Here is a 25,276-nt window from a genome sequence, read left to right as displayed (position 1 = left end):
ATGTTATCTTCCGAAAAAGTAGTCTTTTTTATCAACGCGGTTAGGGTCTTCCAGCGGGTACTCGCGGCGCATTGGGAATACGGTCATGTCATCCACATTCAGTATCCGGCGCAGGTCCGGGTGCCCGTCAAATATCACCCCGAAAAAGTCGTAGGTTTCACGCTCCATCCAATTGGCGCCATCCCAAAGGGTTGTAGCGGTAGGGATATGCACGTTATCCAGGGGCATAAAAACTTTAACGCGGATACGGGTATTGGTGGTGAGGCTATGCAGGTGATAGATCACGCCGATAGGTTTTTCACTTTCCGGATAATGTATAGCGGTAATATCTGTTAAAAAGATAAACCTTAGCGCTTCATCATTTTTCAGGAAGCTCAAAACATCAATAATGGCATCAACACTGGTTTCTACAGTAAGTAAACCAAAATCGGCGCCGGTTTGTACCACCGTACCGCCAAATTTTTCATCGAGCCTTCTTAAAAGTTCCTCGTTAGTTATCTTACCCATTATTGTATTCCGTATTTAGCCAGTAATTCCTGGTATTTAGGTTCGTTACGGCGGCGTAACGATTCTGTTTTTACCAATTGTTGTATACCCATAAAGCCATCTATAATAGCTTCGGGGCGTGGCGGGCAACCGGGTACATAAACATCAACGGGTATTACCTCGTCAATGCCCTGTAAAACCGAGTAAGTATCAAATATACCACCACTTGATGCGCAAGCGCCTACAGCCATTACCCAGCGGGGCTCGGCCATTTGCAGGTACACCTGGCGAAGCACAGGGGCCATCTTTTTAGATATCGTACCCATTACCATCAGCAGGTCGGCCTGGCGTGGCGAAAAGCTCAAACGCTCGGCACCAAAACGCGAAAGGTCATAATGCGAGCCCATGGTAGCCATAAACTCAATACCACAGCATGATGTAGCAAATGGAAGCGGCCATAGTGAATTGGCACGTGCCAAACCTATAGCCTTATCAAGAGAAGTAGCGAAAAACCCCGATCCTTCAACTCCCGCAGGGGCATCAACTATTTGTATATCACTCATTATTTTGTAATGAAATTAATATCAGCTAAACTGACAAGACAAATTTACAACAAATGTGCTGTAACAAATACACTGTGGCCGTCCACGCAATATATTTAGAATCAGTCTAAACTAATCCCAGTCGAGCGCTTTCTTTTTGATTACGTAAATAAAGCCCGCGAGCAGTGTGGCCATAAAGATGAACATCTCTATCATCCCGGTTTTACCCATATCCTTAAAGTTTACGGCCCATGGGTACATAAAAATTACTTCCACATCAAACAACACAAACAGGATAGCCACCAGGAAGTATTTGATAGATGCCGGCGTGCGGGCATTACCTACCACCTCGATACCCGATTCAAATGGGGTAAGTTTATCTTTTGTTTTACGCTTAGGGCCAATTTTGTGGGTTACAAACATTGTTGTAACCACAAAGCCAATGGCTACCAGCATCTGGAAGATGATGGGTAGGTAATTAATGGGTAAACTTTGTGTTTCCATGCTGCAAATATACAAATGCACTTACAATAACAAAGCCCCTTTTTTAGAGGGGCTTTGTATATAATTAATTGAAATTAAGCTTTATTTACCTCTGGCGCCTGCACCACCTTTTTTAGCAAAGAAGGATACTACTTGCTTATTAGTAGGGTCCATATCTCTTGCTTTGGTGAAGTAGTCAGTAGCTTTAGCGGTGTCTTTTTCCTTAAACTCCGCATAAGTGCCTAAGTATACATAAGCTTCTGCCAGGTCTTTTTTAACCTTATCAGAAGGAGCACCTTTTGCCAGTGATACCTCTATAAATTTCTCGTAATACGGTTTGGCATAACCCACAATATTATTCCGGTCTTTTTCACGGTAATCGTTTACACGTGCACGAAATAAGTAAGAATCGGCTGTGGTAGGGCTTTTTTGTGCTACATAGCTAAATGCCGAATCTGCTTTTGCCAGTAAAGATGTATCAGCTTTTACACTTTTATCTTTAGAGAAATACTGATCCTGGAAACCATAGTAGTAGCTCAAACCTTCGTAAAAGTGATCTAACAACTTGGCGTTACGGCTTTTTTGAGTATAAGTACCATAAGCCTGAGCTGCCTCCAGATATTTCTTCTGGCCAAACAGTGTTTTACCAATTTCAGAGTATACGTCAGCCTGGGTCGTATCTAACGTCGCGGCTTTACGCAATGACGCAATACCTAATGAATCCTGTTTTGAAGCGATCTGTAAACGGCCCAGGTACAGGTAGTCACGAGGAATGATACGTTTAGGATCAGCCTTGGTGATCCAGGTATTCATGGCCTGTAAACCTGCAGCATAGTCCTTGTTTTCGTATGCGGCATAAGCCAGGTAACGGTATACTTTCAGGTTATTAGCTGCATCTTTTGACAAAGCAGCGGCTTCTGTTTGCAGGGTTTTGTAATCACCTGATAACAGTAAGAAGTCGGCATAACGTAAGCGCGAATCCAAAGAAAGGTCTGTTAGCGACAAGTATTTTTTATATTGGTCTGTTGCTTCTTTAATTTTAGCTGATGCCATTCTTGGGTCGTTAAAGGCCCAGCGTACATCAGTTTCAGCCCACTCACGGTAAGCCGGACCATAGTTCGGGTCAATCGCTAAAGCGGCTTTATATTCATTTTCAGAAGCCTCAAAGTTATTAGCGTATTTCCATATAACACCGGTTGCCACTTTAGCATGAGCCAGCTTAGGATCAATATCCAAAGCGGCCTGGTAACTGCCTAAAGCGTCAGTGTTTTTTAATTGAGTACGGTAGGCATCACCTAATGCTAATAATATCTCAGCATCTTTAGGGTTTACAGCTTTACCTTTATTTAAGATAGCGATAGCCGCATTAGCATCAGCCGCGGGTACTTTACCGTCTACATCATTTAAAAGGTAAGAACGGCCTACATATAAATAAGGTTTGCTGTCTTTACCTGCCAGGGCAACAGCCTGGTTAAAATTGGTGGTAGCGGTATTCCTGTCTTTATCAACAAAGGCAACAGCGCCTAAACCGGCGTAGTTTAAAGCCGACTTAGGGTTTACGGCTATCCCTTTTTGAAATATCGCTTTAGCCGAATCAGGGTAATCCTGCAGTATATATACCCATCCGTAATAAAAATAGTTCTCATCTTTATTAGCCTGGGTAACGGTCAAATTCTTCAGCATCGATTTAGCCTTCTGATACTGCTCCGCGTCAATCGCTTTTTTAGCATCAGCTAAACTTTGTGCAAAAGCCGACGACCCCACAACACTCAGCGCCAGTACGAGCTTACTTATTTTACTGATCATTTTCATCTTAGTTTATTATATGAATGTATAGTTAGTGTACAATATTAATTTCCCTTTGCGGGATCACCTCAGGCAATAAGCCCGATTTAAGTATGATACGCTGCCCGCGCTCGCTTGCCAAAAATGAAGCGAACCCGGCTCCCAAACCTTTACGGCCTGTACAATCGATAATATACAACGACCGGCTTAGCGGATACGTATGTTGGACAAGTGTTGTTTGCGATGGTTTAAAGTATTCATTAGTGGCGGTTTTACTATTATCGTCCTTAACGCCTACGATTTTAACCTTTTCAACAGCGTCCGCATAGTCTTTATCCGGGTCGTTTAGCCAGCTGAAGCCGGTAATGCCTATAGCATTGGGGTGTGTACTCACGTACTTGATAACCTCCTTATTAGAGCTCAAGGCATAAATATTTTTTTGTTTTAACTCGTTATTACCCGATAATGTTTTCAAATATCTCACCAGGCTCGAGTTTGGATTGTCAAAAACAATGCTTTTATCTGTTTTAGCCTTTCCATTCAGCATTTGCTTGATCTCGCTTACAGATGTTGTCGTATCATTAGATGCCCGGTTAATAATAATGGCTACCGCGTCGGTAGCAAATTTGTTTACCTCAGGTGTTAACGCCCTGCGCTTTAATACGCCCGTTTCCATGGTATCCAACAACCGGGAGGTAATAATTATCCTTGTTTTATCATTCAGCAGATCAGAGATCACGCCGGTTTCCGGTTTATAAGTAATTACCGGTTTAGCATCCTGGAAAGCGCTTTTAAATACAAACAGTTCTTCGTCGATAATAGGAGAAAAAGATTCATCAGCAGAGAATTGAGCTATACCTGAAGTAAAGCCATCCATGGGTTGTTGCGCTTTTTTGTTACCACTGCCAGACTGGCCGCATCCCTGCACTGCCAATATAACGGCTAAAGCACCAAATACGAATAACAGGTTACCTCTCATTGGGGTCTTTTCTTAAATATCGTGAGAAACGCAGTACCGCGTATAATAAGATAATAGAGCCAAAAATTGTTCTCCGGGTTTGAGGCATTTCTAATGGAAATTTATCCCAAAATATAATGAGCAGCCCTAAAACAATAAAACATGTAAATGCGGTAACGCCTAAAATAAGCAAAAACCGCCTTTTGGGCGATTTTTGCTGTTCTTGATTATCTTCTGACATTAGTTTTTATTCTTCGGCCAGTGCAAAGTTTACAGGTATGCTGTATTGTACACGCACCGGACGACCGTTTTGTATACCAGGAGTCCATTTCGGAGAAGCCTTTAATACGCGTATAGCTTCTTCGTCGCAACCGCTGCCGATACCTCTAACCACTTTAATATCAGTTAGAGAACCGTCGCGCTCAACCACGAAGGTTAAGATTACACGTCCCTGAACATTGTTCTCACGGGCAACAGCCGGATACTTGATGTTTTTACCCAGGTATTTACCAAAAGCACCTTCGCCGCCAGGGAAGCTTGGTGATTTCTCTACCGCGGTAAAAATTTGGTTAGTGTTTTCTTCCACTACCTGTTTAACGTCAGCGTTACCCACCGGTTCCTCGATCCTGATGTCCTGGTTAGGGTCACCTTTCTGGTCTTTCGGACCAGGATCAGCAACTTCCAGTTCTTTTACAGTTGGAGGTTCTTTTTCACGCACCTCGTTATCCGGCTTTACTACCGGAGGTGGGAAACGCACCTGGTCAACCTTGGGTTTAGGTGGTTCTGGTGGCGGTGGTGGTGGTTTCTGTTGTTCATTCACCGGTGGTGGCGGTAAAACCACCTCGGTCACCTTCACTTTTTCAGGTGCCTTCGGTATGAAACCCTCAATGGCGTTTAAGATTGTTTTTAAAGAGATAAGGAAAACAAACAGTACAACACCAATTAAAAGCGCCCGGTTAGTATTACGGGAGTTGTCTTTTCTTAGTTCGTATGCACCGTATGCTTTGTTACGCCCTCTAAATACAACGTCTATCCATTGCTGGTTTAGTATGTCTAATTTTGATCCGAGCATTGTTATAGCGTTAGTTTTCTTCTGTTAATTATCAATTAGTAGTTGCCGTCACGTTTCAACAGGCCAAGCTCTGCCGGTGTAATATCTACAATAGCAAATGACTGCACACCAGTGATCTTCATTTCGTCCAAAGCATCAACTACGTTTTTGTAGTTTGATTTATCACTTGGTTTGATCAGCACGGTCATATACTTACCGGTGGTTTGTTGTATCTTCTCTCCGTTTTCGATGAGTACTTTACGTAAACCGTCTTTACCATAGCCTGTAGTTTCTGGTGGCGTTTTTCCCGGCTCACCTACAAACCATTCTACCTTATCGTTAGCGCCAAGCAGCAACGTCATAGAACGTGATGCAGCAACCGCCAACTGGTCTTTATTCTGATCATCCTTATCAGGCATGGTTACGTCCATAGCCTTTGGTTTCGACAGGGTGGTAGTGAACATGAAGAAGGTGATCAATAAGAACGCAAGGTCAACCATCGCTGTTAAGTCAACACGTGTTGAAGCCTTTTTACTTCTTACTTTCCCGCCTTTTTTCCCCCCGCCGGAGGAGGTGTCTAATTCTGCCATCTTTATTTAGTTGTTTTAGGCGCAGCACGCAGCGAAGTGATAAAATTAAATTTGTTAATTTTTTGTTTCTGCAACAAAGCGATCAGCTGACCGATTACCGGATACTCTTCCTTGCTATCGCCTTTTATAGCGATGCGCAAAGCCTTGTTATGTAAAGCAACGTCAGCTCTACGGGCCTCACGGATCCAGTCAGACAACTCATTGTTGTTGGTAGTATCGCGCGGGATGCCAGGTTGCTTAAACTCTTTACGTTGTGTAGGCTCAAGTGCCAGAAAACCTTGCAATTGTTTAATAGGCACGCCAAATGTTGGAAGGGCCGCAAACTTGGTTTGCTCCTCAGGGGTGAAATTTATTTTATATTTTTCGCCCATTTGGATAAGTGTTTGCTTACGGATATCATTACCATCCACTCCAAAGAAAACCTTATTCTGACCAACAGTTAACAACAATGTGTTATCGTCAGGAATAGGCTGCTCTACAGAAGAGGCAGGAATATCAACCGGCACCGGATCCTCTGTCCTTGGCTTTGCAGTTAATATGAAGAAAGTAAGCAGCAGGAAAGCTACGTCGCACATGGCGGTCATATCTATCGAGGTGCTCTTTCTTGCGACTTTTACTCTTGGCATTTTTTTCCTTTGTTTATGATAATGTAAAATTAAAGACTATTAATTAAATAACCAAATTTAATTTTGATAAAAATGGTTATATAAGAACTTTATTTTACAATTATCTGTTTTTGTGTGATGCCGCGAATGTTTGAACGATGCTGAAACCAGTTTCGTCAATAGCGTAAGTCAACTTATCGATTTTTGATGTAAATACGTTGTACATTACAATTGATACAGCTGAAGTACCGATACCTAATGCGGTATTGATAAGTGCCTCAGAGATACTGCTTGATAATGCAGCCTGGTTAGGAGCACCTGAAGTTGCTAACGCACCGAAGGCCTTGATCATACCGATTACCGTACCTAACAGACCGGTTAATGTACCGATAGATACTAAAGTAGCGATGATGGTTAAGTTTTGCTCTAACATTGGCATTTCCAAAGCAGTTGCTTCTTCGATATCTTTCTGGATAGCTAAAGTTTTCTGGTCAACGTCAAGGTTTGGCTCAATTTCCATTTCGCGGTATTTTTTCAAACCTGATTTAATTACGTTGGCCACAGAACCTTTTTGTTTGTCGCACTCAGCGTTAGCGGCGTCAATGTTACCTGCGTTTAAGGCTGATTGTACTTTTCTTACAAAAGTATCAACGTTACCTGTACCAGATGCTTTACCAATTACTACGAACCGCTCTAAAGAGAAAACGATAACCATTAACAGGTATGACATGATGATAGGTACGATAATACCACCTTTGTGTACGGTACCGAATAAATCTACGGGCTCGTTTTCCGGGTCGCCGCCTTTATAGTGACTTGGGTGACCTAAAATGAAAATGAAAATGCATATCGCCACAGCAATACAAATTGGAATAGTCAAAGTCGCAAATGCGCCCGATGCACTTGAGCTTTCTTTTTTTACAGGAGTAGTTGGTTTTGTTGGTGCGTTTGCCATTACTTTTTAATTTTTAGTTTTTGTTTTGTTGTTTATAAAAGTTAATAAAATGTGTGCGCAATAAGCGAGAAACAAAATTAGAATTTCTATGAAATAAAAAAACTATTTCTGCATTTGTTTATAATAATTTAATATTCAGCAAAAAGCGTTTGCAAATTGGTTTTTACATAACGCTATAAAACACAAAAATTGTCTATCGCGTAGACAATTTTTTACAATTAAACCTATAATTTTTAAAAATAGCAAGTTATAACACATAAAAAATGTGTAACTAAACTGATATAATCAGGTCTAACTATACTGTTTCAACTGCTCTTGGGCCGGCATTTGTAAGCTTTTCGGTACCGTAAGCCGCATATTTATCAAAGTTTTTAATAAACGCAGCCGCCAGTTGGTGTGCCTGCTCCTCATATTGCGATGCACTGGCCCAGGTAGCCTGCGGATCCAACACACTGTCAGGTACGCCGGGGCAACTTTCAGGCATCATTACATTAAATACCGGATGTGGGCGGTAACCCACATGATCCAGCCCGCCGTTTAGGGCAGCAGTTACCATAGCGCGCGTATAACTCAATCGCATCCTTTGCCCCACACCATAAGGGCCACCCGTCCAGCCGGTATTTACCAGCCACACATTTACATGGTATTTCCTGATCTTTTCTCCAAGCATCTCCGCGTAAACTATGGGGTTTAAAGGCAGGAAGGCCTCGCCAAAGCAGGCCGAAAAGGTAAGTTTAGGTTCGTTTATACCGTTCTCTGTACCCGCTACCTTTGCCGTATATCCGGACACAAAATGATACATAGCCTGTTCAGCAGTAAGTTTGGCTATGGGAGGTAAAACGCCAAACGCGTCGGCCGTTAAAAAGAAAATATTTTGGGGCACACCAGCTACTGTTGGCATCAACGCGTTTGCTATATTCTCTACCGGGTAGGCTACCCTGGTATTCTCCGTTTTAGCTATATTATCAAAGTCTACCCTGGTAGTACCTGCTATATAATTAATGTTTTCCAGCAGGGCACCAGGTTTAATAGCATGATATATCTGCGGTTCTTTATCTATGGAAAGGCCGGCGCACTTGGCATAACAGCCGCCTTCAAAATTAAAAATACCGTTGTCGCTCCATCCATGCTCATCATCGCCAATCAATTTCCTGCCTGCATCGGCAGAAAGCGTGGTTTTACCCGTGCCTGAAAGCCCGAAGAAAATCGCGGTATCTCCTTTTTCGCCGACATTGGCGGAGCAATGCATAGGCAGCACCCCATGATCATGCGGCAGAATAAAGTTAAGTACCGAAAAAATACTCTTTTTAATTTCGCCGGTATAACCGGTACCGCCTATAAGAATAACCTTTTTGCTAAAGCTGATGATGGTGAAATTCTTTTGACGGGTGCCGTCGGTTTCCGGGTCGGCCTCAAAACCGGGGGCGGCAACAACGGTCCAACCGGGTCTTTGAGAGATATCGGCCTTTTCCGGGCGTATAAATAAGTGGTGTGCAAACAGGTTCTGGTAAGCGGTTTCGGTAATCACCCGCACATCCATATGGTATTGCTCATCGGCACAAACCCGGCAATCGCGCACAAACAATACATCAAGCTTATTTAGGTACGCTTGCATTTTACGGCATAAAGCCATAAACCGGCCGCCATCAAGCTTGTAGTTGATATTACCCCACCAAACCTGATCATGGCTAATGTGATCGTCAACAATAAACCTGTCCTTTGGCGAACGCCCGGTGAATTTGCCGGTATCCACTGCCAGCGCTCCGCTATCCGCAAGGCTGCCTTCATTGCGTTCCAGGGCACAGTCAACAAGTTGATGCTGGGTTAACTGATATTGAATATTAGGATTGTAAAGGCCGAGGTAGCGTAGAGGCGAACTGCTTTTCATGATGCTTTCCATGTAAGGGTAAATTTTTCAGACGATTGATTTATCCAAACTTAGGCCTTTAGCAAGGCAGCACACAAGAGCTTAATTATATTTTTTTACATGATGTATTTTTTACACATCATGTAAATAGTTAATAAACAGTAAATTAAGAATAAAATAAAAATTATCTCAATACACTATCCTCCGGCTTTTTTAGCCTTGTAACCATCTGTTTGCAGCATAGCCAGCACTTTATCTCTAAAATCGCCCTGCAGTAGTATTTCACCATCTTTTACGGTGCCTCCTACCCCACATTTGCTTTTGAGTTGCTTGCCTATTGCTTCCAGGTCGGCATTCGTACCAACAAAGCCGTTGACACGGGTTACCAGCTTATTGCCCTTTATACGGTCTAAAAATATTTTGAGATTTTGTTGCTGAGGCGGCAAAGTTTCCTGTTGCCCGCTTCCTTCTTCCTGGTATTGGAAGCCCGGATCGGTTGAATACATGATGCCGGTGTAGTTTTTCTTTGCCATAGCTGCTTAGTTGTTATGATATGAACTACCCACTATAACTTTTAGTGCCGACGGGACCACATCTATCCTGATATCCATATCAGCCGACTGCGGTTCGCCATCCAGGTGTATTGGGCCGGGCTTTACACGTGTAATATGCACGTGCTTCCCTTTAATGATCTCAACGTATTTGGATTTGTCTGCCGTTTTGGTAAACATCCTCAGGCCCATCTCCGGGAATCTCCATAGCGGAAAAGGCTTTATTACGCATACATCCAGCAAACCATCCTGTACCGACGCCGTGGGCGATACATGCGCGTTGTTACCATATTGTGATGAGTTGGCAATGCTCAGCATAAAAGCTTCTCTATCCAACGCCTGGCCGTCAACCTCAATATGGTATTCCTGCGAACGGTAGTTGGCAATTTCCTGTAATGACGATTTAAAGTAGTTAACAAAACCCCGTTTATCGCCGCCCTGCGCAAAAACATGGCTGATGTGGGCATCAAAGCCCATTCCGGCCATATTAAAAAACCACTGGTCGTTCATTTTGCCGGCATCTATTACAATGCTGCGGCCGGTATTCATGTTTTTGATGGCGCCTACGGTATCCATAGGTATGCCCAGGAAGCGGGCCAACCCATTCCCAGATCCGAATGGAATCACAGCCAGTTCGGTTTCGGTTTCTGCAATGCCCGATGCTATTTCGTTTACGGTACCATCGCCGCCAACGGCTACAATAGTATCATATTCGCCTACGGCTGCCACGGCCAGGTCATGCGCGTGGAATATACCGGTAGTAAATTCAAAGTCATATTCAAACACAGCCGGATCAAGGTGCTCCTTTACGATCCCCGGCACGTTATCCTTTTTCTTTCCTCCTGATACGGGGTTGATGATAAATAAAGCTTTCCTTTTCAACTATCTATGTTTGAGCGGGCAAAAGTAAATGTTTTTCGGCTTTAAGGAAAATTGTTTTATTTTTACCTCCCGAAAGTGGACTGATTTAATGCCTTTGCTGCTTTGCAAATGCTGGATTGCAACCACGTAAAAAAGTGCTAACCCTGCTCTCCTTTTTACAGCGTTTCAAATAAATCTCTTACCTTTCGGCTTTAACGTTTTATACATTATTATATGTCATATTTATTTACATCGGAGTCTGTTTCAGAAGGACATCCGGATAAAGTTGCCGACCAGATATCTGACGCGTTAATTGATAACTTTCTGGCGTTCGACCCGGAATCAAAAGTAGCCTGTGAAACGTTAGTAACTACCGGCCAGGTAGTACTTGCCGGCGAAGTGAAATCAAAAACCTATTTAGACGTTCAAAAAATTGCCCGCGATGTAATTAACCGTATAGGTTATACCAAAGGTGAATATATGTTTGATGGTAACTCATGCGGTGTACTTTCGGCCATCCATGAGCAATCGCCGGATATTAACCAGGGGGTTGACCGCCAAAGCAAAGAAGAGCAAGGCGCCGGCGACCAAGGGATGATGTTTGGCTATGCCACCAGCGAAACGGATAATTACATGCCGCTTGCTTTAGACATTGCTCACGCGCTATTGCGCGAGCTTGCCGCCATCCGCCGCGAAAATACCGACATTAAATATTTGCGTCCGGATGCAAAATCGCAGGTTACGTTAGAGTATAATGATGATAACCAGCCGCAACGTATAGATGCAATTGTTATCTCGACACAGCATGATGATTTTGCTGAGGAAAAAGAGATGCTGGAAAAGATCAAAAATGATATCATCAGCATCCTGATCCCGCGTGTTAAAGCTAAATACCCTAAATACGCGCACTTCTTTAACAACGATATTAAATACCACATTAACCCAACCGGTAAGTTTGTGATCGGCGGCCCGCATGGCGATACAGGCTTAACCGGCCGCAAAATTATTGTAGATACTTACGGTGGTAAAGGCGCGCACGGTGGTGGTGCGTTCTCAGGTAAAGACCCATCAAAAGTCGACCGCTCAGCCGCTTATGCTACCCGCCACATTGCTAAAAACCTGGTTGCTGCCGGTATTTGCAGTGAAGTACTGGTGCAGGTATCATACGCTATAGGTGTAGCACAACCAATGGGTATTTATGTAAATACTTACGGTACCGCTAAGGTAGGTTTAACCGATGGCGAGATCGCTAAAAAGGTTGAAGCCATCTTTGACATGACCCCTTACGCTATTGAAACACGTTTTAAATTGCGTAACCCAATTTATAGCGAAACTGCTGCCTATGGCCACTTTGGGCGCCCAAGCGAAACGGTTACCAAATCGTTCAACGCGCATGATGGCAGCGTGGTAACCCGCGAGGTAGAACTATTTACCTGGGAAAAACTTGATTATGTAGAGAAAGTTAAGAGCGCCTTTGCTTTATAAACGCTAATACCGAATAAATTAAAAGGCGTACCAGTTAACGGTACGCCTTTCTTATTACCCGTTTAACCATGGCCACAACGCATAAAAAACCTTCAGCCTTATGGGTAGCATTTGCCTTCTTTAACATTTACATTGTTTGGGGAGCCACTTACCTGGCAGTTATATACGGGTTAAAAACCATACCGCCATTTATATTGGTAGGCTTAAGATATAGCATTGCCGGATTGGTTTTGCTGGCTATTGCCATGCTCAAAAAAGAAAAGTTACCCGAATGGAAATACCTCTGGCGCCAGGCATTAAGCGGCACCCTCATGCTGGTTGGCGGCACGGGTATGATCGCCTGGGCCGAGCAATACATCAGTTCGGGGCAGGCAGCCATATTGGTGGCTACCGAACCGCTGCTTTTTCTATTAGTAGACAGAAGCCGCTGGTCGCAGTATTTCTCTAATAAGTATATCTTAAGCGGACTGGCCATTGGTTTTGCAGGCATCTTCATGTTCCTGAAAATGGGCGCCTCGGGCGGGCGTTCATCATCAATGAGCTTAGTAGCCAGCGTGGCGGTTATCCTTAGCGCATTAGCCTGGGTAACAGGATCGCTTACCGCCAAAAATGCCAAAGGCAGCAGCTCCACCATGATGAACGCGGCAGTACAACTCTTGGCTGCTGGCCTGGCCTGCGGTATAGTAGTTCTCATTAAAGGTGAGTACACCGGCTTTTCCTTTACCCATGTAAGTTTAGATAGCTGGGGCGGACTGCTGTTTTTAATAATAATGGGTTCATTAGCGGCTTACCTTTCTTTTATCTGGCTTATCCATATCAAACCGCCCGCCGTGGTAAGTACGCATACCTATGTTAACCCGGTTGTAGCAGTATTTTTAGGCTGGATACTGGCTAACGAACAGGTAAACGGCGCTCAACTTGTAAGCCTGCTGCTGATATTAACCGGTATATTGTTGGTTAACCTTTCTGATTACATTAAAAAGAAGCAACGCCCACAACCCGGCGAAGTGTAGCATACCAACAAAACTTTTAAATATTTGTAGTTATAGAAAACCATCTGTATGAACGACGAGGAATTTAGAGAACAGCATCAGCCTTTGCATGTACCCGCCCATTACGACGCCAATGCGACGTTAAAGGAAAATCTTGCTTTTGCACTGGCCGACCTTGGCGAAGGCACAGCCGATGAGGTGATTGCGCACCTTCAGAAGCTATCAGGCGGACAAAGCGAGATAGAACGCGAACATGCCTGCGAGCTATTGGAGTTGTGGTATAAGAACGGCATGGTAACCGTAAATGAAGAAGTTCAGCCTAAACGCTACAACCTGCATAAAATAACACAGGCCAACAGTGGGAGTGTTAACCCCAAACTAACCGCTCCAGGGCTGGATTAATAGTTAAACTACCTTAATACCATGGCGGGTTAATAAATTGGGCAAACCGCTTACATCAAACAGTGCCTTCCTCAGCGTGTTAAGTTCGGGGTCGATGATAAAATTATAAGCCGTGGAAAAGTTAACTCCCGAAAGGTCGGTATGGTTGAACACGGCGTTATCCAGGTCGCAATCTGTAAATACCGAGTTGGTTAATATGGCATCGGTAAAACTTACCTCTTTTAATGAGCATTTAACAAAAGCGGTCTTTACCAATTTTTTACCGGCGAAAGAGGCATAATCCATCAAGCACCCATCAAAAGCCACACCGAAAAGGAAATCATCACACTTACTGAAGTTCACGCCCAGTATTTTACAGGCCTTAAAACGTACATCGTTTAGCATAGCGCCGTCAAGGTTATCTACAGAAAGGTTGCAGTCTTCAAACACACAATCCATAAACTTACAGCGGCTAAAGTCGGCTTCGCTAAGATCGCATTGTTTAAAAGTGCAATTCTCATACTCTATCCGCTGAGCCTTAACTCCCGGATATTGGAGTTTCTCAAAAACCTCCCCTTCGTAAAAGCTTTTATCAAACATGCCCCTAAGGTAAATGAATTTGAGATGGAATTTCCATACAGCCACACACAATCCCTTGTAATGTAAGTCGGTTATTACTTGCACCGCACTACCCTATCGCATACATTTGTTAAATAGCTAACCAAAATAAACTTTTACCGCATCCATATGAAAAAACTGATCGCATCTTTACTGCTCGCAGCAGCAGTAAGTTCGACCCTTTATGCTCAAAAATTCATCGGCGTAAAGGGTAAAGAAATAATCGGCACCAACGGCAAGCCATTCCTAATAAGAGGGACCAACCTGGGCAACTGGCTGGTACCCGAGGGCTATATGTTCAAGTTTAAAAAGACCAACTCGCCCCGGCTCATTAACCAGGCGCTAACAGAATTAATCGGTCCGGAGGATGTAAAACTTTTCTGGAAAACCTTCCAGGATACTTACATTACCGAAGCGGATATACAGTACCTTAAATCTACCGGCATTAACTCGCTGCGCATACCATTTAATTACAGGCTGTTCACCAAAGAAACCTATATGGGGCAAAACAACCCTAACCGCGGCTTTGAACTGTTGGACAAGGTAATAGGCTGGTGTAAAAAGGCCAACCTATACGTAATTTTAGATATGCATTGCGCCCCGGGAGGGCAAACCGGCGACAATATCGACGATGGCGATGGCTACCCTTTCCTGTTTACCAGTGCCGCAAGCCGCAAACTCACCGCCGATATATGGCGCAAAATTGCCGACCACTATAAGAATGAAACCACGGTAATGGGGTACGACCTGCTGAACGAGCCCATAGCCCACTATTTTGATGTAAAAAGCCTAAACCCACTTTTGGAACCCACTTACAAGCAAATAACAGCGGCTGTGCGTTCTGTTGATAAGAACCATATTGTATTTATAGGCGGAGCGCAGTGGGACAGCAACTTTAAGGTGTTTGGCCCGCCATTCGATAACAAAAGTGTTTATACCTTCCACAAGTACTGGACAGATGTTAAGCAGGACGTGATACAGGAATATATAGACTATCGCAATAAATACAATGCACCCATTTACGTAGGAGAAACCGGCGAAAATACCGACCAGTGGGTGAATGATTTTAGGCTGTTATGCGAAAAGAATAACATTGGCTGGCATTACTGGCCTTATAAAAAAGCCGATAACACCAAAGGCTTTATGAGCTTTAAGGCGCCTGAGGGGTATGACGAGATTATTGAATACACCGAAAAACCACGCGGAAGCTTTGAGGAAATCCGCAAAGCCGCACCTGCCGACAGGGAAAAGATAAAGAAGATACTGTGGGCGTTTCTTGAGAACAGCAAATTTGCCAACTGCACTCCTCAAAAAGGATACATAGAAGCGCTTGGTTTAAAAGCAACAACTAAATAACCTGCACTTCCATGAAAGAGAAAGGCCACCCTGCTTGGGTGGCCTTTCTCTTTTATTTGTCGCTGAGCATTACCGGCGTTTTGCCGTTGCCCATAATGATGATCTTGGTATTGGGTGATAATGCGATCTCTTTTTGGGCTTTAATGCTTTCGTATTGTAATTGCTTATCAGACAATCCGGTCGATAGGATGCGCTGATAGTCGGCGATACCTTGCGCTTCAACCCTTTTACGGTCAGCTTCCTGCCGTTCCTTTTGGAGTACGAAGGTCATCTTTTGCGCGTCCTGCTCTGCTTGTATCTTCGATTCAATACTGGCCCTTACCGAAGCAGGCAGTGAAATGTTCCTTACCAATATCTGCTGAAGCATTAGTCCGTTTTTAGCGAAACTTGCCGAGATGGTCCTGTTGATCTTATCCTGAAATTCCTGGCGTTTAACAGAATAAAGATCAACGGCGGGATAAGCCACAGCGTTATCACGTATAGCGGTGCGCGATACCGTACGAACGATCTTATCTACATAATCCATCCCTATGTTCTGCAATATAAAGGGCGCCTTCTTAGGGTCAACTTTGTAAAGTACGGTCAGGTCAACGGTTACTTCCAAACCATCGGAAGAGAGTACCCTTATCGCGTCGTCACCCTGCACTTCGCCCTCGCTGTGGGTGGCGCTCATGGTGTAATTTTGGGTTTGCACGTTAAAATCGGCAACATTAACCAGGGGATTGATCACATGCAGGCCGCTTTCCAAAACATCATCCTGCACCTTGCCATACAGCACCTGTACGCCAACCTTACCCGGATCAATTACTTTGAAAACAGAAAGCAGTAAACCAATAGCGATAATGGCTATACCGATTATACGTGCCATGCCGCTAAAACGCGACGCGGCAACGTTTGAGCGCTTAAGTGTTATACTTGCTACGAGTATAATAACACCAATAACAGCTAAAAACATGTTGGATAAGGTTGAGGGGTTTCATTTTTTGATCCGGGGGTCTTCCATCGCCCGCACTTCTTTCATTAACCGTATTTTGGCAATTACGAACAAAGCGCCCAGCATTAAAAAGCTGACCAGCCATATCCAGCGCTCGTTTTGTAAAGACGTGTACGCTCCAAAACCGCAAACAATGATGATTACGGTATAAAAAACGTTTAAGGCTAATTTTTTACCCATTGTTAGTACACGTTAAGTTCAGGGTCTATTTCTGCTTTCCAACCCAGTATACCCCCTTGCAGGTTGTAAAGGTTAGTGTAGCCATGTTGTTCAAGCTGCATAATAGCCATGGCGCTGCGCTTGCCACTACGGCACATTACAACAACTGGCTTATCATGCGATATCTTATCGGTTTCAATTAAAATTCCACCCAGAGGGATAAGCTGGCCACCCAGGTTTGAGGTTTCGTACTCAAAATCTTCACGAACATCTATCAGTTGAAAGTCTTCACCTTTATCCAGCTTTTCTTTTAATTCCTGTACGCTTATTTCTTTCATGTAAAATGTAATTTTAATAGCCAAAGGTAGGGTTTTCTGTATCAAATATTTATAAGCGTTTTGTAACAAACGTTATTGCCGAGCGTTTTATTAATAACGTATACATTTACGGTGTTAGTTTAATGAAAAAAGTCACCAGATTTTTTTGGTTCTGTTCCGGCGCCCATGTGGACACACTGAAAAAATACCCTATAGAACATAATAAATATGTGGGCATTGGCGCCACCATATTCTTCACCGCCTTGTTTGCCGCTCTCTCGGGAGGGTATGCCATGTATTTTGTTTTCAGCGGCAACGCGTTTGCTGTTGGCTTCGCTATCCTGTTCGGCCTGTTATGGGGTACCGCCATATTTAACATGGACCGCTACATTGTATCGAGCATTAACAAAGAGGGCAGCGTTAACCAGCAAATATTACAGGCTACGCCCCGTATCCTTTTAGCCATTATGATAGGCCTGGTGATATCGCGCCCGCTTGAGCTAAAGATATTTGATAAAGAGATCCGCGAGAAATTAAAAACCGCCTACCTGAAAGGGCAGCACACTAAAATTGACAGCCTGCAGCGTACCTACAACCAGAAATACGCCCAGGAACTGGGTAAGGAAAAAGACCTTAAGAAAGAAAAGGATTCGCTGGAGCGGGATATCAACCGTTCACGTTATGAGCTTAACCAAGAGGTTTTTGGCGACAAAACCAACCAAACTTCGGGCATTGTTGGCTACGGCACCTACGCCAAACGAAAGGAAGAAGTGTTGAAAGAAAAGCAGGACAGGCTTAAAACCGTTACCGATAACCTTAACCAAAATGAGGACTATCTTGGTCGGCGCAAGGATTTCGAGGGAGTAAATGCCACCCGCCTGTTTAACGACAGGCAACTGGACAGCCTGGCCAACATTGCGGGTTTTGCCGACCGCAACTGGGCGCTTGGTCAGCTCTCTTATAATGTGGATGGCTCGCGCGACCTGGACACTTACATGGCCATCTCGTTCATCGGGTACCTTTTCATCCTGTTTGAATGCCTGCCTGTTTTTGTAAAACTGATGTCGCCGAAAGGGCCTTATGATACCGCCATTGCCAAGCTGGCCGAAGCCAACATTCATTTTGCCGAGCGCGATAAAGAGCGTGACATCACCGTAACAGATCAAACTTACGATCACCATCTTCACGCTGACATCGAACGGCGAAAGCAGATCATAACGGCACAATCTGAATATGATTTGGGCAGGCAAACGTATGATTGATTCATTTGATTATGATTTACAGTACCGGGGCTATTAATTCGTAATAACATTGATATATAACTATTGCTGCAGATATAGTAACTTCAAAGCCTGAACATACCACATTACATGAAGAAATTTATTACCCTGGCTACAGCTGCCTTCTGTGCTTTTTCTGCATCGGCACAAAGCGGCAAAATAAAACCTATTTATTACAGCGTTTCTTTCCCCAACGCTGTCCACCACGAGGCCGAAATTACCATGACCTTGCCTGACGCGCCCGGAGGAAAGCTGAAAGTACGCATGAGCCGCTCCTCACCCGGCCGTTACGCCACTCATGAGTTTGGTAAAAACATTTATAATGTAAAAGCTACTGATGCCACCGGCGCCCCTTTGAAAATTGAGCAGGTAGAGGGTGATGTTTATGAGATAGCGGAACATCCGGACGTCGTAAAAATTAGCTACACCCTTTTTGGCAACCATACCGATGGTACCTATGTTGGTATTGATGCCAGCCACGCGCATTTAAACATGCCCGCTTCATTTATGTGGGTTTTGGGCATGGATAAGCGCCCTTTAAAGTTTGAGTTTAACGACCTGGATAAATACGGCTGGAAAGTAGCGACACAACTTAAGCACGAGGGCGATAACGTATATAGCGCGCCCGACTTGCAATACATGATGGATAGCCCCACCGAGCTGGCCAATGTAAAGGTAAGCAGCTGGGATGTGGTAAATACCAATGGCAAAAAACAAAAAATGTCCATAGCAGTACATTCTGATGATGACCAGGCCACTATTGACAATTTCGCCAAAATGGTGCAAAAGCTGGTATTGGAAGAAAAAGCCGTATTTGGCGAACAGCCTAACTACGATTTTGGCAGTTACACCTTCCTGGATGATGTATACCCGGCCAATTTTGGCGATGGTATGGAGCACCGTAACTCTACCTGTATTGTTGACCGCTCTGCCAAAGTTGGCGGCAACGAGAACGATCTGCTGGGTACTTATGCTCATGAGTTTTTCCATAGCTGGAATGTGGAGCGCATCCGCCCTAAATCATTGGAGCCCTTTAATTTCGAGCATGCCAACATGAGCAACGAGCTTTGGTTTGCCGAGGGCTTTACGCAATACTACGGCGAAATGCTGCTGGTACGTGCCGGCTTCAATTCTGTTGATGATTATACCGGCACTATAGCCGGCCTGGTTAACTCTGTACTGGCCAACCCGGCGCCAGCCAAATTTCCGCCAACACAAATGAGCCGCTACGCGGTATTTGTTGATGCCGGTGTGTCTGTTGATGCTACTAATTACACCAACATGTTCACCAGCTATTACGTTTATGGCGGTGCTACGGCCCTCGCGCTTGACCTGCGCTTGCGCAGCGAGTTTAAGCTTACGCTTGATGATTATATGCGCCAGGTATGGTTGGCTTACGGCAAACCCGAAAAACCTTATACCATACCTGAGTTACAAAACGTGCTGGCCAAACTAACCAATCCTAAATTTGCCAAAGCCTTTTTTGACGATTATATCTATGGTATAAAAAAGAACGACTATGCCGAGCTGCTATCAAAAGCAGGGCTTATACTGCAAAAAGCCGCGCCAGGAAAAGGCTGGATGGGCCGTGTTGCCGCAAGGCCTGCTAACGGTGGTTTACAAATAGTGAGCGCTACCGCTTCTAACACTCCTATATACAAAGCCGGGCTGGATGCCGACGACCTGATATTAAAAGTTGATGGCAAAGACGCTAAAGAACTTTCCGCGTTAACTGATGCGGTAAAAGACAAGAAGCCTGGCGATAAGGTAATCATCAGCTACCACAACCGCACCGGCGACCATGAAGCAACCGTTATTTTAGAGGAAAGCCCGGCCTTGCAGGTGCTTACCTATGAAAAAGCGAATAAAGAATTAACTCAACAACAAAAAGATTTCAGGGCAGCCTGGTTATCATCAAAAGTAAAATAGTATGAAATTAAAAATATGGCTGGCAGCCGCCACGGTACTTACGTTACCGTTATCAGGCATTTGCCAGGACGTAAACAAATTAATTAAGGAAGACGACGTACAGCGGGTAATTAAAACCCTGAGTGCTGATGACATGCAGGGCCGGGGTACTTTTACGCCGGGCATTGAAAAGGCCGCCGCGTTTATTGAAGGTGAATTTAAAGTTGCCGGACTAAAACCCATGGAAGGCAACCAGGGCTACAGGCAAACCTTTTTTCAAACACGGGTTAAGCCGGTTAACGCAAAGGTGGTGTTTGATGGCACAGCAATACCCGACGACAAGGTAGCGGTTAACACCAACACGGCGTTTAACTGGAAAAGTGGTGACACTACCATAAAGGTTACTAAACTTACCGACCAAAACAGCTTCAGGAAGCAATTGGGTACTGCCATGCGCAGCGGTAAAAAGTTGCTGGTGATATTTGATGCCTCACTGGCTGATGTATTTAAAAGGATAAGGGACAGGGCCGTAAAGGGTATGATAAGTGATGGTATGCCGGCACAGCAAATTGTTTACGTTTTAGATGTAACCGAGCCTAAAAACTTTGAGGCCAGCTGCGAGGTAAAAGAAGAAAAATTATCGTTGAGCAACATCGTAGGCGTTATCCCCGGCAAAACCAAGCCGAACGAGTATGTAGTATTCGGCGGACATTACGACCACCTGGGTATCATTAAACCGATGGAGGGTGATAGTATTGCCAATGGCGCCGATGATGACGCATCGGGCACTACCGCGGTAATAGAGCTGGCTAAATACTATAAAAAGCTCAATAACAACGATCGTACGCTGGTATTTGTAGCCTTTACTGCCGAAGAGATCGGTGGGTTTGGTTCCAGATATTTTGCTACCAAAGTAAACCCCGACCAGGTGGTGGCCCTGTTTAACATAGAGATGATCGGCAAGCCATCAAAATTTGGGGAGAACTCGGCTTTCATTACCGGCTTTGAGCGGTCTGATTTTGGGCCTATCCTCCAGCGTAACCTCGAGGGTACCGCCTTTAAGTTTTACCCCGACCCATATCCGGAGCAAAACTTGTTTTATCGTAGCGATAACGCTTCCCTTGCAGCTGTTGGCGTACCGGCACATACCATTTCAACAGACCAGATACCAACCGATAAATTTTATCACACCGTTAAGGACGAGTTGAGTACGCTGGATGTAAAGAATATTACCGCTACCATACGCGCCATTGCGTTAAGCTCGCGCACCATTGTATCAGGTAAGGATACGCCTACCCGTATCCCCAAACTCGAAAATTAATCAGCAATAACATACTGCTACCGAAGCCCAAACAATCGTTTGGGCTTCGGCGTTTAAAATCAAACTAAAACACTCAACTATGCAATGGTTTGGCAGGCGCGAAAGCAGTAACACGGAAGATGGCAGCGCGATCGGTGGCAGGGGAATAGCCCTTGGCGGCGGCGTAATAGGCATCATAGCGGCAGCGATATATTATTTTACCGGTATAGATCCTTCTGCCGTTCTTAATGGCTTCCAGCAAGGCGGAGGCCAGCAGGGCAACAACACGGAGGTTGTGGCCGATACCAAGGAGAAAAAATTCGCTAAAGTAGTTTTCGCGGATACCGAAGATGTGTGGAATAAACTGTTCAGCGATATGGGCCGCACCTATGAAAAGCCTATCCTGCATTTTTACCAGGAAGCAGTGAATACCGCCTGCGGTACTGCGGGTGCCGAAGTTGGCCCATTCTATTGCCCCGGCGATCAAAGGGTGTATCTTGATCTTTCGTTCTTCAAGGAATTGTCAGATAAGTTCGGCGCGGCGGGCGATTTTGCCCAGGCTTACGTGATAGCACATGAAGTTGGGCACCATGTACAATATCTGTTAGGCGTATCGCAGAAAATGGACCAGGCAAGGCAGCAACTAAGCAAAGAGGAATACAATAAGCTTTCGGTGAAACTGGAACTACAGGCGGACTTTTATGCCGGCGTTTGGGCTTATTACCAAAAGAACATGAAAAATGTTCTTGACCCCGGCGATATTGAGGAAGCTTTGAACGCTGCCCGCCAGATAGGAGACGACCGTTTGCAGAAAGAGTTTCAGGGAGAAGTACACCCGGATAGTTTTACGCATGGTACCAGCGCCCAGCGAATGTATTGGTTTAAAAAAGGTTACGAAACCGGCGACCCTAAGCAGGGTAATACCTTTGCGGCGGCCGACCTGGAATAACTATTTTTCAACCTTAGCTCTTATCCTGTCTTCGGCTAATTTCACCAGTTCGTCAACCGTGCCGGTACCGGGTTCAATAGGCTCCAATACTTCCCATTTCATGGGTGTAAACGTGTTGAGCGGGTACAATCCGTACCTGATCATTTTCCAGCTATCCGTGATAGCTACGGGAACCAGCAAGGCGTTAGGGCATTTTTTTAATAGTGTAGCTACCCCGGCAGATTGAAATGGTTTTACCCTTCCATCTTTTGAGCGGGTACCTTCCGGAAATATCATCGCCCCCCAGTTATTCTCTTTCATCCGGGTGGCAAATCTGGAAAGTTCCATAATTGATTGGCGCGGGTCTTTCCTGTCAATATTAGCGCCACCGCCATGCTTTAAGTTATAGGATATGGAAGGGATACCTTTGGTAAGCTCTACTTTCGAGATAAATTTCGCATGATATTTCCGCAGAAAATAGATCATCGGGGGGATATCCAGCAAACTCTGATGGTTGGCCATAAAAATAATAGGGCGGCCAACAGGCAGGTCCTGCCGGTTAATAAAGGTAACCGTATTACCCAAAAAGTAAACAGCGGTAATAAGGAAAAAGTTAAGGATATCTACACAACGTTTATGCGCGGAGTAGCCGCCCAAATGCAGGCAAAGCCATTGCAGAGGGTGGAAAATGAGCAGAAATATAAAAAACACAGCGATAGCAATGGGCGACAGGATATACCCTAAAAACTTTCTCATAATTAAACCTGCAAATTTAAAGTTTTTTGGTATTTGCTAACTGTTTAATTTATAAAGTGTTCTCCAGGAGCATCAGCTTCACTTTTAGTATAGCGGCCACTGCGAGGCAATCGGTGATCAGTCCGTCGCATACCATTCGGTAAACCTCATCAAATGGAAGTTTATTTACTATCAGTTGCTCCGTTTCTTCGGGTTCAGCCTCAAATTGTTGCAGCCCTTTAGCCAGGTAGAGGATACAGAGTTCATCAGTAATGGAGTTGGATAAATGCATACGCTGTATCTCTGTCCACTCAGTAGCCTTTAACCCTGTTTCCTCTAATAACTCCCGTTTGGCCGACTCCAGCGGATCTATACCTAAAGGCCCACCACCCTCCGGAATTTCCCAGCTATATTGGTTAAGCGTGAAACGATATTGGCCAACCAGGTAAGTATTCATCTCCTCATCCAGCGGCAATATGCCAATAGCGATGTTCTTATAATGTACTTTACCATAAATGCCCGGGTTACCGGATGGGTTGATCACCTGGTATTCGGTAACGTTGATCCAGGGGTTATTATAAATCTCCTTAGCCGACAAGGTTTTCCATGGGTTTTCTACGGGGTGCTCCATAGGGCTAATTTATACTTAAAAGCTGTACCGCACAACACGATATTCATAACAAAAGCCGGCAGGGGTTTATCCTGCCGGCTTTTCATGATATTGATAAATTCTATCTCTCCCAAAAAGCCGGAGGTTCAATACCCAGGGCACGCAAATAAACATAACCCTGCCCGCGGTGATGTACCTCATTATCCGAAAGGTAAACAATGGTATTGGTTACGGTATTGCTGTATAACCCATAAGCATTTACGGTTTCATTAAAATGTTCCGCCGGTATTTGCGGCCAAAGCTCATTAATTTGTTCGGTAACACTATCCCATGCGGCCAGGAATTCCGCTTTAGTTTTTATAGCTAAGGTTTCGCTAAACGGGTTCCACTCGGGCCTGGTTTCCCACTTCCCGGTAACAATCCCATTAATACCGGCGCTTGCAAGGCCAAGCATTTCTCCGGCAAGCTGAGCGTATGTACGCATGCCGCCTATAGAAAATTCAAAGAGTTCTTTTTCGGGGAAGGCTTCCAATACCCTGCGACTTAAGCCACGATGGCCCTGCCAGTTTTTTAAAAGTCCATCTGCCGTAATTACCGGTGTGTTTACTGTTGTGTTCATATGTTTTAAAGTTGGTACCACAAAATAACCACCCACCAATGACAACCGTATGTCAGCAGGAAATAGGTATTTTTAAAAAAATGTTAATCAGTTAGTTTTCCTTTAATGGTCGCTTTAGCTCCCTCACATTGTCGTATTTACACCTTACGGGGCGCAATAAAAACAACACATATTTGTGTAAATTTAGGATATGATCGAGGTGTTTAAAACTAATGTAAAGCGAAAGGGAGCCGCCCGCATCTTGTTAAAAAGACTTCTTGAAAAATTCCCCGGCAGTCGGGTTAATTTTGATCTGGAGGATTGCGACAAGGTATTGCGAATCGAAGGACCAGCAATATGCCCTGAGAGTACAATTGAGTTACTAAGGACTTACGGACACTACTGCGAAGTATTAAACAATTAAATGACATGATAAAACTAAACACTTATATCAACTTTAAAAACAATGAATGCCTTGGGGCGATGGAGTTTTACCAGAGCATCTTGGGCGGGAACCTTAATGTAATGAGTGTGAAAGGCTCGCCAATGGAAGATGCTTTTCCGGACGGTATCAACATCCTGCATGCTGATCTTACAGGCGACGACTTTACCATTCAGGGAACCGACATTGCCAATCCGGACGTGGAGGCAACAAACGGCATTGTATCCATTACCCTTAATTGCCCTAATCTGGAGGACATGCGAAACAAGTTTGCCAGGCTAAGCGAAGGTGGCAAAACCGTACATCCAATCATGACTTTCTTTGCAGGCTCAATGGGTAACGTGGTTGATAAATATGGTGTACGCTGGGGAATATTCACTGAAGAAAAAGAATAGGAAATAATTATAGATCTATTTTTTCAAATAGATAAAAGCTATTG

The 25,276-nt window shown here is 44.3% G+C and carries 29 protein-coding genes; 9 read left to right on the top strand and 20 right to left on the bottom strand.

Annotated elements, in window-relative coordinates; all coding sequences use genetic code 11:
• Window positions 1-3: 3 nt before the first annotated feature.
• The 13 genes from CKK33_RS05185 to CKK33_RS05125 form a co-directional block, all read right to left on the bottom strand.
• Window positions 4-507, bottom strand: a complete 504-nt coding sequence (locus tag CKK33_RS05185; RefSeq protein ID WP_095703082.1) for an NADH-quinone oxidoreductase subunit C — start codon at window positions 505-507, stop codon at window positions 4-6.
• Window positions 507-1,049 carry an NADH-quinone oxidoreductase subunit B gene (locus CKK33_RS05180; RefSeq protein ID WP_095703081.1) on the bottom strand — a complete coding sequence of 181 codons (543 nt, stop codon included), beginning with the start codon at window positions 1,047-1,049 and terminating at the stop codon, window positions 507-509. The genes CKK33_RS05185 and CKK33_RS05180 overlap by 1 nt, the downstream gene beginning before the upstream one ends.
• Before the next feature lie 111 nt (window positions 1,050-1,160).
• Window positions 1,161-1,532, bottom strand: coding sequence for an NADH-quinone oxidoreductase subunit A (locus CKK33_RS05175; RefSeq protein WP_095703080.1), 372 nt, complete (start codon window positions 1,530-1,532; stop codon window positions 1,161-1,163).
• Between the two features lie 81 nt (window positions 1,533-1,613).
• Window positions 1,614-3,323 (bottom strand): tetratricopeptide repeat protein, encoded by a 1,710-nt coding sequence (locus tag CKK33_RS05170; protein WP_095703079.1) that lies wholly within the window; start codon window positions 3,321-3,323, stop codon window positions 1,614-1,616.
• 25 nt (window positions 3,324-3,348) lie between these two features.
• The gene (locus CKK33_RS05165) at window positions 3,349-4,275 is read right to left on the bottom strand and encodes a PstS family phosphate ABC transporter substrate-binding protein (RefSeq protein WP_095703078.1); all 927 of its coding nucleotides are present in this window, start codon (window positions 4,273-4,275) and stop codon (window positions 3,349-3,351) included.
• A complete protein-coding gene (locus CKK33_RS05160; RefSeq protein WP_095703077.1) occupies window positions 4,265-4,495 on the bottom strand; it encodes a hypothetical protein in 231 nt (76 codons plus the stop codon). Before CKK33_RS05160 ends, CKK33_RS05165 begins: the two co-directional genes overlap by 11 nt.
• Window positions 4,496-4,501: 6 nt before the next feature.
• Entirely contained in the window at window positions 4,502-5,326 is an 825-nt protein-coding gene (locus CKK33_RS05155; protein ID WP_095703076.1) for an energy transducer TonB, read from the bottom strand.
• 35 nt (window positions 5,327-5,361) lie between these two features.
• Window positions 5,362-5,895: a biopolymer transporter ExbD gene (locus CKK33_RS05150; RefSeq protein ID WP_095703075.1), complete on the bottom strand. Its 534-nt coding sequence runs from the start codon at window positions 5,893-5,895 to the stop codon at window positions 5,362-5,364.
• A 2-nt stretch (window positions 5,896-5,897) separates the two neighbouring features.
• Complete coding sequence (locus tag CKK33_RS05145) at window positions 5,898-6,521, bottom strand: biopolymer transporter ExbD (protein WP_095703074.1); 624 nt, start codon at window positions 6,519-6,521, stop codon at window positions 5,898-5,900.
• 100 nt (window positions 6,522-6,621) lie between these two features.
• Window positions 6,622-7,455 carry a MotA/TolQ/ExbB proton channel family protein gene (locus tag CKK33_RS05140; protein ID WP_095703073.1) on the bottom strand — a complete coding sequence of 278 codons (834 nt, stop codon included), beginning with the start codon at window positions 7,453-7,455 and terminating at the stop codon, window positions 6,622-6,624.
• A 295-nt stretch (window positions 7,456-7,750) separates the two neighbouring features.
• Window positions 7,751-9,343 carry a phosphoenolpyruvate carboxykinase (ATP) gene (gene pckA, locus CKK33_RS05135; protein WP_233138150.1) on the bottom strand — a complete coding sequence of 531 codons (1,593 nt, stop codon included), beginning with the start codon at window positions 9,341-9,343 and terminating at the stop codon, window positions 7,751-7,753.
• A 176-nt stretch (window positions 9,344-9,519) separates the two neighbouring features.
• Window positions 9,520-9,855: a translation initiation factor gene (locus CKK33_RS05130; RefSeq protein ID WP_095703071.1), complete on the bottom strand. Its 336-nt coding sequence runs from the start codon at window positions 9,853-9,855 to the stop codon at window positions 9,520-9,522.
• 6 nt (window positions 9,856-9,861) lie between these two features.
• Window positions 9,862-10,755: a diacylglycerol kinase family protein gene (locus CKK33_RS05125; RefSeq protein WP_095703070.1), complete on the bottom strand. Its 894-nt coding sequence runs from the start codon at window positions 10,753-10,755 to the stop codon at window positions 9,862-9,864.
• A 213-nt stretch (window positions 10,756-10,968) separates the two neighbouring features.
• Between CKK33_RS05125 and metK the strand changes: the two genes are divergently transcribed.
• The 3 genes from metK (at window position 10,969) to CKK33_RS05110 (ending at window position 13,613) form a co-directional block, all read left to right on the top strand.
• Window positions 10,969-12,219, top strand: a complete 1,251-nt coding sequence (gene metK, locus CKK33_RS05120; protein WP_095703069.1) for a methionine adenosyltransferase — start codon at window positions 10,969-10,971, stop codon at window positions 12,217-12,219.
• 68 nt (window positions 12,220-12,287) lie between these two features.
• Window positions 12,288-13,232 (top strand): EamA family transporter, encoded by a 945-nt coding sequence (locus CKK33_RS05115; RefSeq protein ID WP_095703068.1) that lies wholly within the window; start codon window positions 12,288-12,290, stop codon window positions 13,230-13,232.
• A 48-nt stretch (window positions 13,233-13,280) separates the two neighbouring features.
• Window positions 13,281-13,613, top strand: a complete 333-nt coding sequence (locus CKK33_RS05110) for a hypothetical protein (protein ID WP_095703067.1) — start codon at window positions 13,281-13,283, stop codon at window positions 13,611-13,613.
• Window positions 13,614-13,616: 3 nt separating this feature from the next.
• Here CKK33_RS05110 and CKK33_RS05105 read toward each other — a convergent pair whose 3' ends face one another.
• On the bottom strand, window positions 13,617-14,192 hold the full coding sequence (locus tag CKK33_RS05105) for a pentapeptide repeat-containing protein (RefSeq protein WP_095703066.1): 576 nt from the start codon (window positions 14,190-14,192) through the stop codon (window positions 13,617-13,619).
• A 147-nt stretch (window positions 14,193-14,339) separates the two neighbouring features.
• Between CKK33_RS05105 and CKK33_RS05100 the strand changes: the two genes are divergently transcribed.
• Window positions 14,340-15,566 carry a glycoside hydrolase family 5 protein gene (locus CKK33_RS05100; RefSeq protein ID WP_095703065.1) on the top strand — a complete coding sequence of 409 codons (1,227 nt, stop codon included), beginning with the start codon at window positions 14,340-14,342 and terminating at the stop codon, window positions 15,564-15,566.
• Window positions 15,567-15,618: 52 nt separating this feature from the next.
• On the opposite strand, the gene CKK33_RS05095 is transcribed toward CKK33_RS05100, so the two are convergent.
• The 3 genes from CKK33_RS05095 to CKK33_RS05085 are packed head-to-tail and all read right to left on the bottom strand — an operon-like array spanning window position 15,619 to window position 17,057.
• Window positions 15,619-16,521 carry a prohibitin family protein gene (locus CKK33_RS05095; RefSeq protein WP_095703064.1) on the bottom strand — a complete coding sequence of 301 codons (903 nt, stop codon included), beginning with the start codon at window positions 16,519-16,521 and terminating at the stop codon, window positions 15,619-15,621.
• A 21-nt stretch (window positions 16,522-16,542) separates the two neighbouring features.
• Window positions 16,543-16,740, bottom strand: coding sequence for a DUF6358 family protein (locus CKK33_RS05090; protein WP_095703063.1), 198 nt, complete (start codon window positions 16,738-16,740; stop codon window positions 16,543-16,545).
• Window positions 16,741-16,742: 2 nt separating this feature from the next.
• Entirely contained in the window at window positions 16,743-17,057 is a 315-nt protein-coding gene (locus tag CKK33_RS05085; RefSeq protein WP_095705758.1) for a rhodanese-like domain-containing protein, read from the bottom strand.
• Window positions 17,058-17,179: 122 nt separating this feature from the next.
• On the opposite strand from CKK33_RS05085, the gene CKK33_RS05080 reads away from it, so the two are divergent.
• From CKK33_RS05080 to CKK33_RS05065, 4 genes are all read left to right on the top strand, one after another.
• Window positions 17,180-18,298 carry a DUF4407 domain-containing protein gene (locus tag CKK33_RS05080; RefSeq protein ID WP_095703062.1) on the top strand — a complete coding sequence of 373 codons (1,119 nt, stop codon included), beginning with the start codon at window positions 17,180-17,182 and terminating at the stop codon, window positions 18,296-18,298.
• Between the two features lie 108 nt (window positions 18,299-18,406).
• Window positions 18,407-20,245 (top strand): M61 family metallopeptidase, encoded by a 1,839-nt coding sequence (locus tag CKK33_RS05075; RefSeq protein WP_095703061.1) that lies wholly within the window; start codon window positions 18,407-18,409, stop codon window positions 20,243-20,245.
• Window position 20,246: 1 nt separating this feature from the next.
• A complete protein-coding gene (locus tag CKK33_RS05070; RefSeq protein ID WP_095703060.1) occupies window positions 20,247-21,545 on the top strand; it encodes a M28 family metallopeptidase in 1,299 nt (432 codons plus the stop codon).
• 79 nt (window positions 21,546-21,624) lie between these two features.
• Window positions 21,625-22,473, top strand: a complete 849-nt coding sequence (locus CKK33_RS05065) for a neutral zinc metallopeptidase (RefSeq protein WP_095703059.1) — start codon at window positions 21,625-21,627, stop codon at window positions 22,471-22,473.
• Here CKK33_RS05065 and CKK33_RS05060 read toward each other — a convergent pair whose 3' ends face one another.
• From CKK33_RS05060 to CKK33_RS05050, 3 genes are all read right to left on the bottom strand, one after another.
• Window positions 22,474-23,208 (bottom strand): 1-acyl-sn-glycerol-3-phosphate acyltransferase, encoded by a 735-nt coding sequence (locus CKK33_RS05060; protein ID WP_095703058.1) that lies wholly within the window; start codon window positions 23,206-23,208, stop codon window positions 22,474-22,476.
• Between the two features lie 49 nt (window positions 23,209-23,257).
• A complete protein-coding gene (locus CKK33_RS05055) occupies window positions 23,258-23,818 on the bottom strand; it encodes an NUDIX hydrolase (RefSeq protein ID WP_095703057.1) in 561 nt (186 codons plus the stop codon).
• 100 nt (window positions 23,819-23,918) lie between these two features.
• Window positions 23,919-24,416 (bottom strand): DinB family protein, encoded by a 498-nt coding sequence (locus tag CKK33_RS05050; protein WP_095705757.1) that lies wholly within the window; start codon window positions 24,414-24,416, stop codon window positions 23,919-23,921.
• 408 nt (window positions 24,417-24,824) lie between these two features.
• Between CKK33_RS05050 and CKK33_RS05040 the strand changes: the two genes are divergently transcribed.
• Window positions 24,825-25,232, top strand: a complete 408-nt coding sequence (locus tag CKK33_RS05040) for a VOC family protein (RefSeq protein WP_095703055.1) — start codon at window positions 24,825-24,827, stop codon at window positions 25,230-25,232.
• The last annotated feature ends 44 nt before the right edge of the window (window positions 25,233-25,276 follow it).

The organism is Mucilaginibacter sp. MD40 (assembly GCF_002288635.1).
Lineage (GTDB): Bacteria > Bacteroidota > Bacteroidia > Sphingobacteriales > Sphingobacteriaceae > Mucilaginibacter.
Note: the sequence above shows the minus strand (reverse complement) of the source record. Positions and strands in the feature narration are given on the sequence as shown.

Coding starts and splice junctions, on each gene's coding strand:
- CKK33_RS05185 (WP_095703082.1), bottom strand. CDS start 507: ATGGGTAAGATAACTAACGAGGAACTTTTAAGAAGGCTCGATGAAAAA.
- CKK33_RS05180 (WP_095703081.1), bottom strand. CDS start 1,049: ATGAGTGATATACAAATAGTTGATGCCCCTGCGGGAGTTGAAGGATCG.
- CKK33_RS05175 (WP_095703080.1), bottom strand. CDS start 1,532: ATGGAAACACAAAGTTTACCCATTAATTACCTACCCATCATCTTCCAG.
- CKK33_RS05170 (WP_095703079.1), bottom strand. CDS start 3,323: ATGAAAATGATCAGTAAAATAAGTAAGCTCGTACTGGCGCTGAGTGTT.
- CKK33_RS05165 (WP_095703078.1), bottom strand. CDS start 4,275: ATGAGAGGTAACCTGTTATTCGTATTTGGTGCTTTAGCCGTTATATTG.
- CKK33_RS05160 (WP_095703077.1), bottom strand. CDS start 4,495: ATGTCAGAAGATAATCAAGAACAGCAAAAATCGCCCAAAAGGCGGTTT.
- CKK33_RS05155 (WP_095703076.1), bottom strand. CDS start 5,326: ATGCTCGGATCAAAATTAGACATACTAAACCAGCAATGGATAGACGTT.
- CKK33_RS05150 (WP_095703075.1), bottom strand. CDS start 5,895: ATGGCAGAATTAGACACCTCCTCCGGCGGGGGGAAAAAAGGCGGGAAA.
- CKK33_RS05145 (WP_095703074.1), bottom strand. CDS start 6,521: ATGCCAAGAGTAAAAGTCGCAAGAAAGAGCACCTCGATAGATATGACC.
- CKK33_RS05140 (WP_095703073.1), bottom strand. CDS start 7,455: ATGGCAAACGCACCAACAAAACCAACTACTCCTGTAAAAAAAGAAAGC.
- pckA (WP_233138150.1), bottom strand. CDS start 9,343: ATGAAAAGCAGTTCGCCTCTACGCTACCTCGGCCTTTACAATCCTAAT.
- CKK33_RS05130 (WP_095703071.1), bottom strand. CDS start 9,855: ATGGCAAAGAAAAACTACACCGGCATCATGTATTCAACCGATCCGGGC.
- metK (WP_095703069.1), top strand. CDS start 10,969: ATGTCATATTTATTTACATCGGAGTCTGTTTCAGAAGGACATCCGGAT.
- CKK33_RS05115 (WP_095703068.1), top strand. CDS start 12,288: ATGGCCACAACGCATAAAAAACCTTCAGCCTTATGGGTAGCATTTGCC.
- CKK33_RS05110 (WP_095703067.1), top strand. CDS start 13,281: ATGAACGACGAGGAATTTAGAGAACAGCATCAGCCTTTGCATGTACCC.
- CKK33_RS05105 (WP_095703066.1), bottom strand. CDS start 14,192: ATGTTTGATAAAAGCTTTTACGAAGGGGAGGTTTTTGAGAAACTCCAA.
- CKK33_RS05100 (WP_095703065.1), top strand. CDS start 14,340: ATGAAAAAACTGATCGCATCTTTACTGCTCGCAGCAGCAGTAAGTTCG.
- CKK33_RS05095 (WP_095703064.1), bottom strand. CDS start 16,521: ATGTTTTTAGCTGTTATTGGTGTTATTATACTCGTAGCAAGTATAACA.
- CKK33_RS05090 (WP_095703063.1), bottom strand. CDS start 16,740: ATGGGTAAAAAATTAGCCTTAAACGTTTTTTATACCGTAATCATCATT.
- CKK33_RS05085 (WP_095705758.1), bottom strand. CDS start 17,057: ATGAAAGAAATAAGCGTACAGGAATTAAAAGAAAAGCTGGATAAAGGT.
- CKK33_RS05080 (WP_095703062.1), top strand. CDS start 17,180: ATGAAAAAAGTCACCAGATTTTTTTGGTTCTGTTCCGGCGCCCATGTG.
- CKK33_RS05075 (WP_095703061.1), top strand. CDS start 18,407: ATGAAGAAATTTATTACCCTGGCTACAGCTGCCTTCTGTGCTTTTTCT.
- CKK33_RS05070 (WP_095703060.1), top strand. CDS start 20,247: ATGAAATTAAAAATATGGCTGGCAGCCGCCACGGTACTTACGTTACCG.
- CKK33_RS05065 (WP_095703059.1), top strand. CDS start 21,625: ATGCAATGGTTTGGCAGGCGCGAAAGCAGTAACACGGAAGATGGCAGC.
- CKK33_RS05060 (WP_095703058.1), bottom strand. CDS start 23,208: ATGAGAAAGTTTTTAGGGTATATCCTGTCGCCCATTGCTATCGCTGTG.
- CKK33_RS05055 (WP_095703057.1), bottom strand. CDS start 23,818: ATGGAGCACCCCGTAGAAAACCCATGGAAAACCTTGTCGGCTAAGGAG.
- CKK33_RS05050 (WP_095705757.1), bottom strand. CDS start 24,416: ATGAACACAACAGTAAACACACCGGTAATTACGGCAGATGGACTTTTA.
- CKK33_RS05040 (WP_095703055.1), top strand. CDS start 24,825: ATGATAAAACTAAACACTTATATCAACTTTAAAAACAATGAATGCCTT.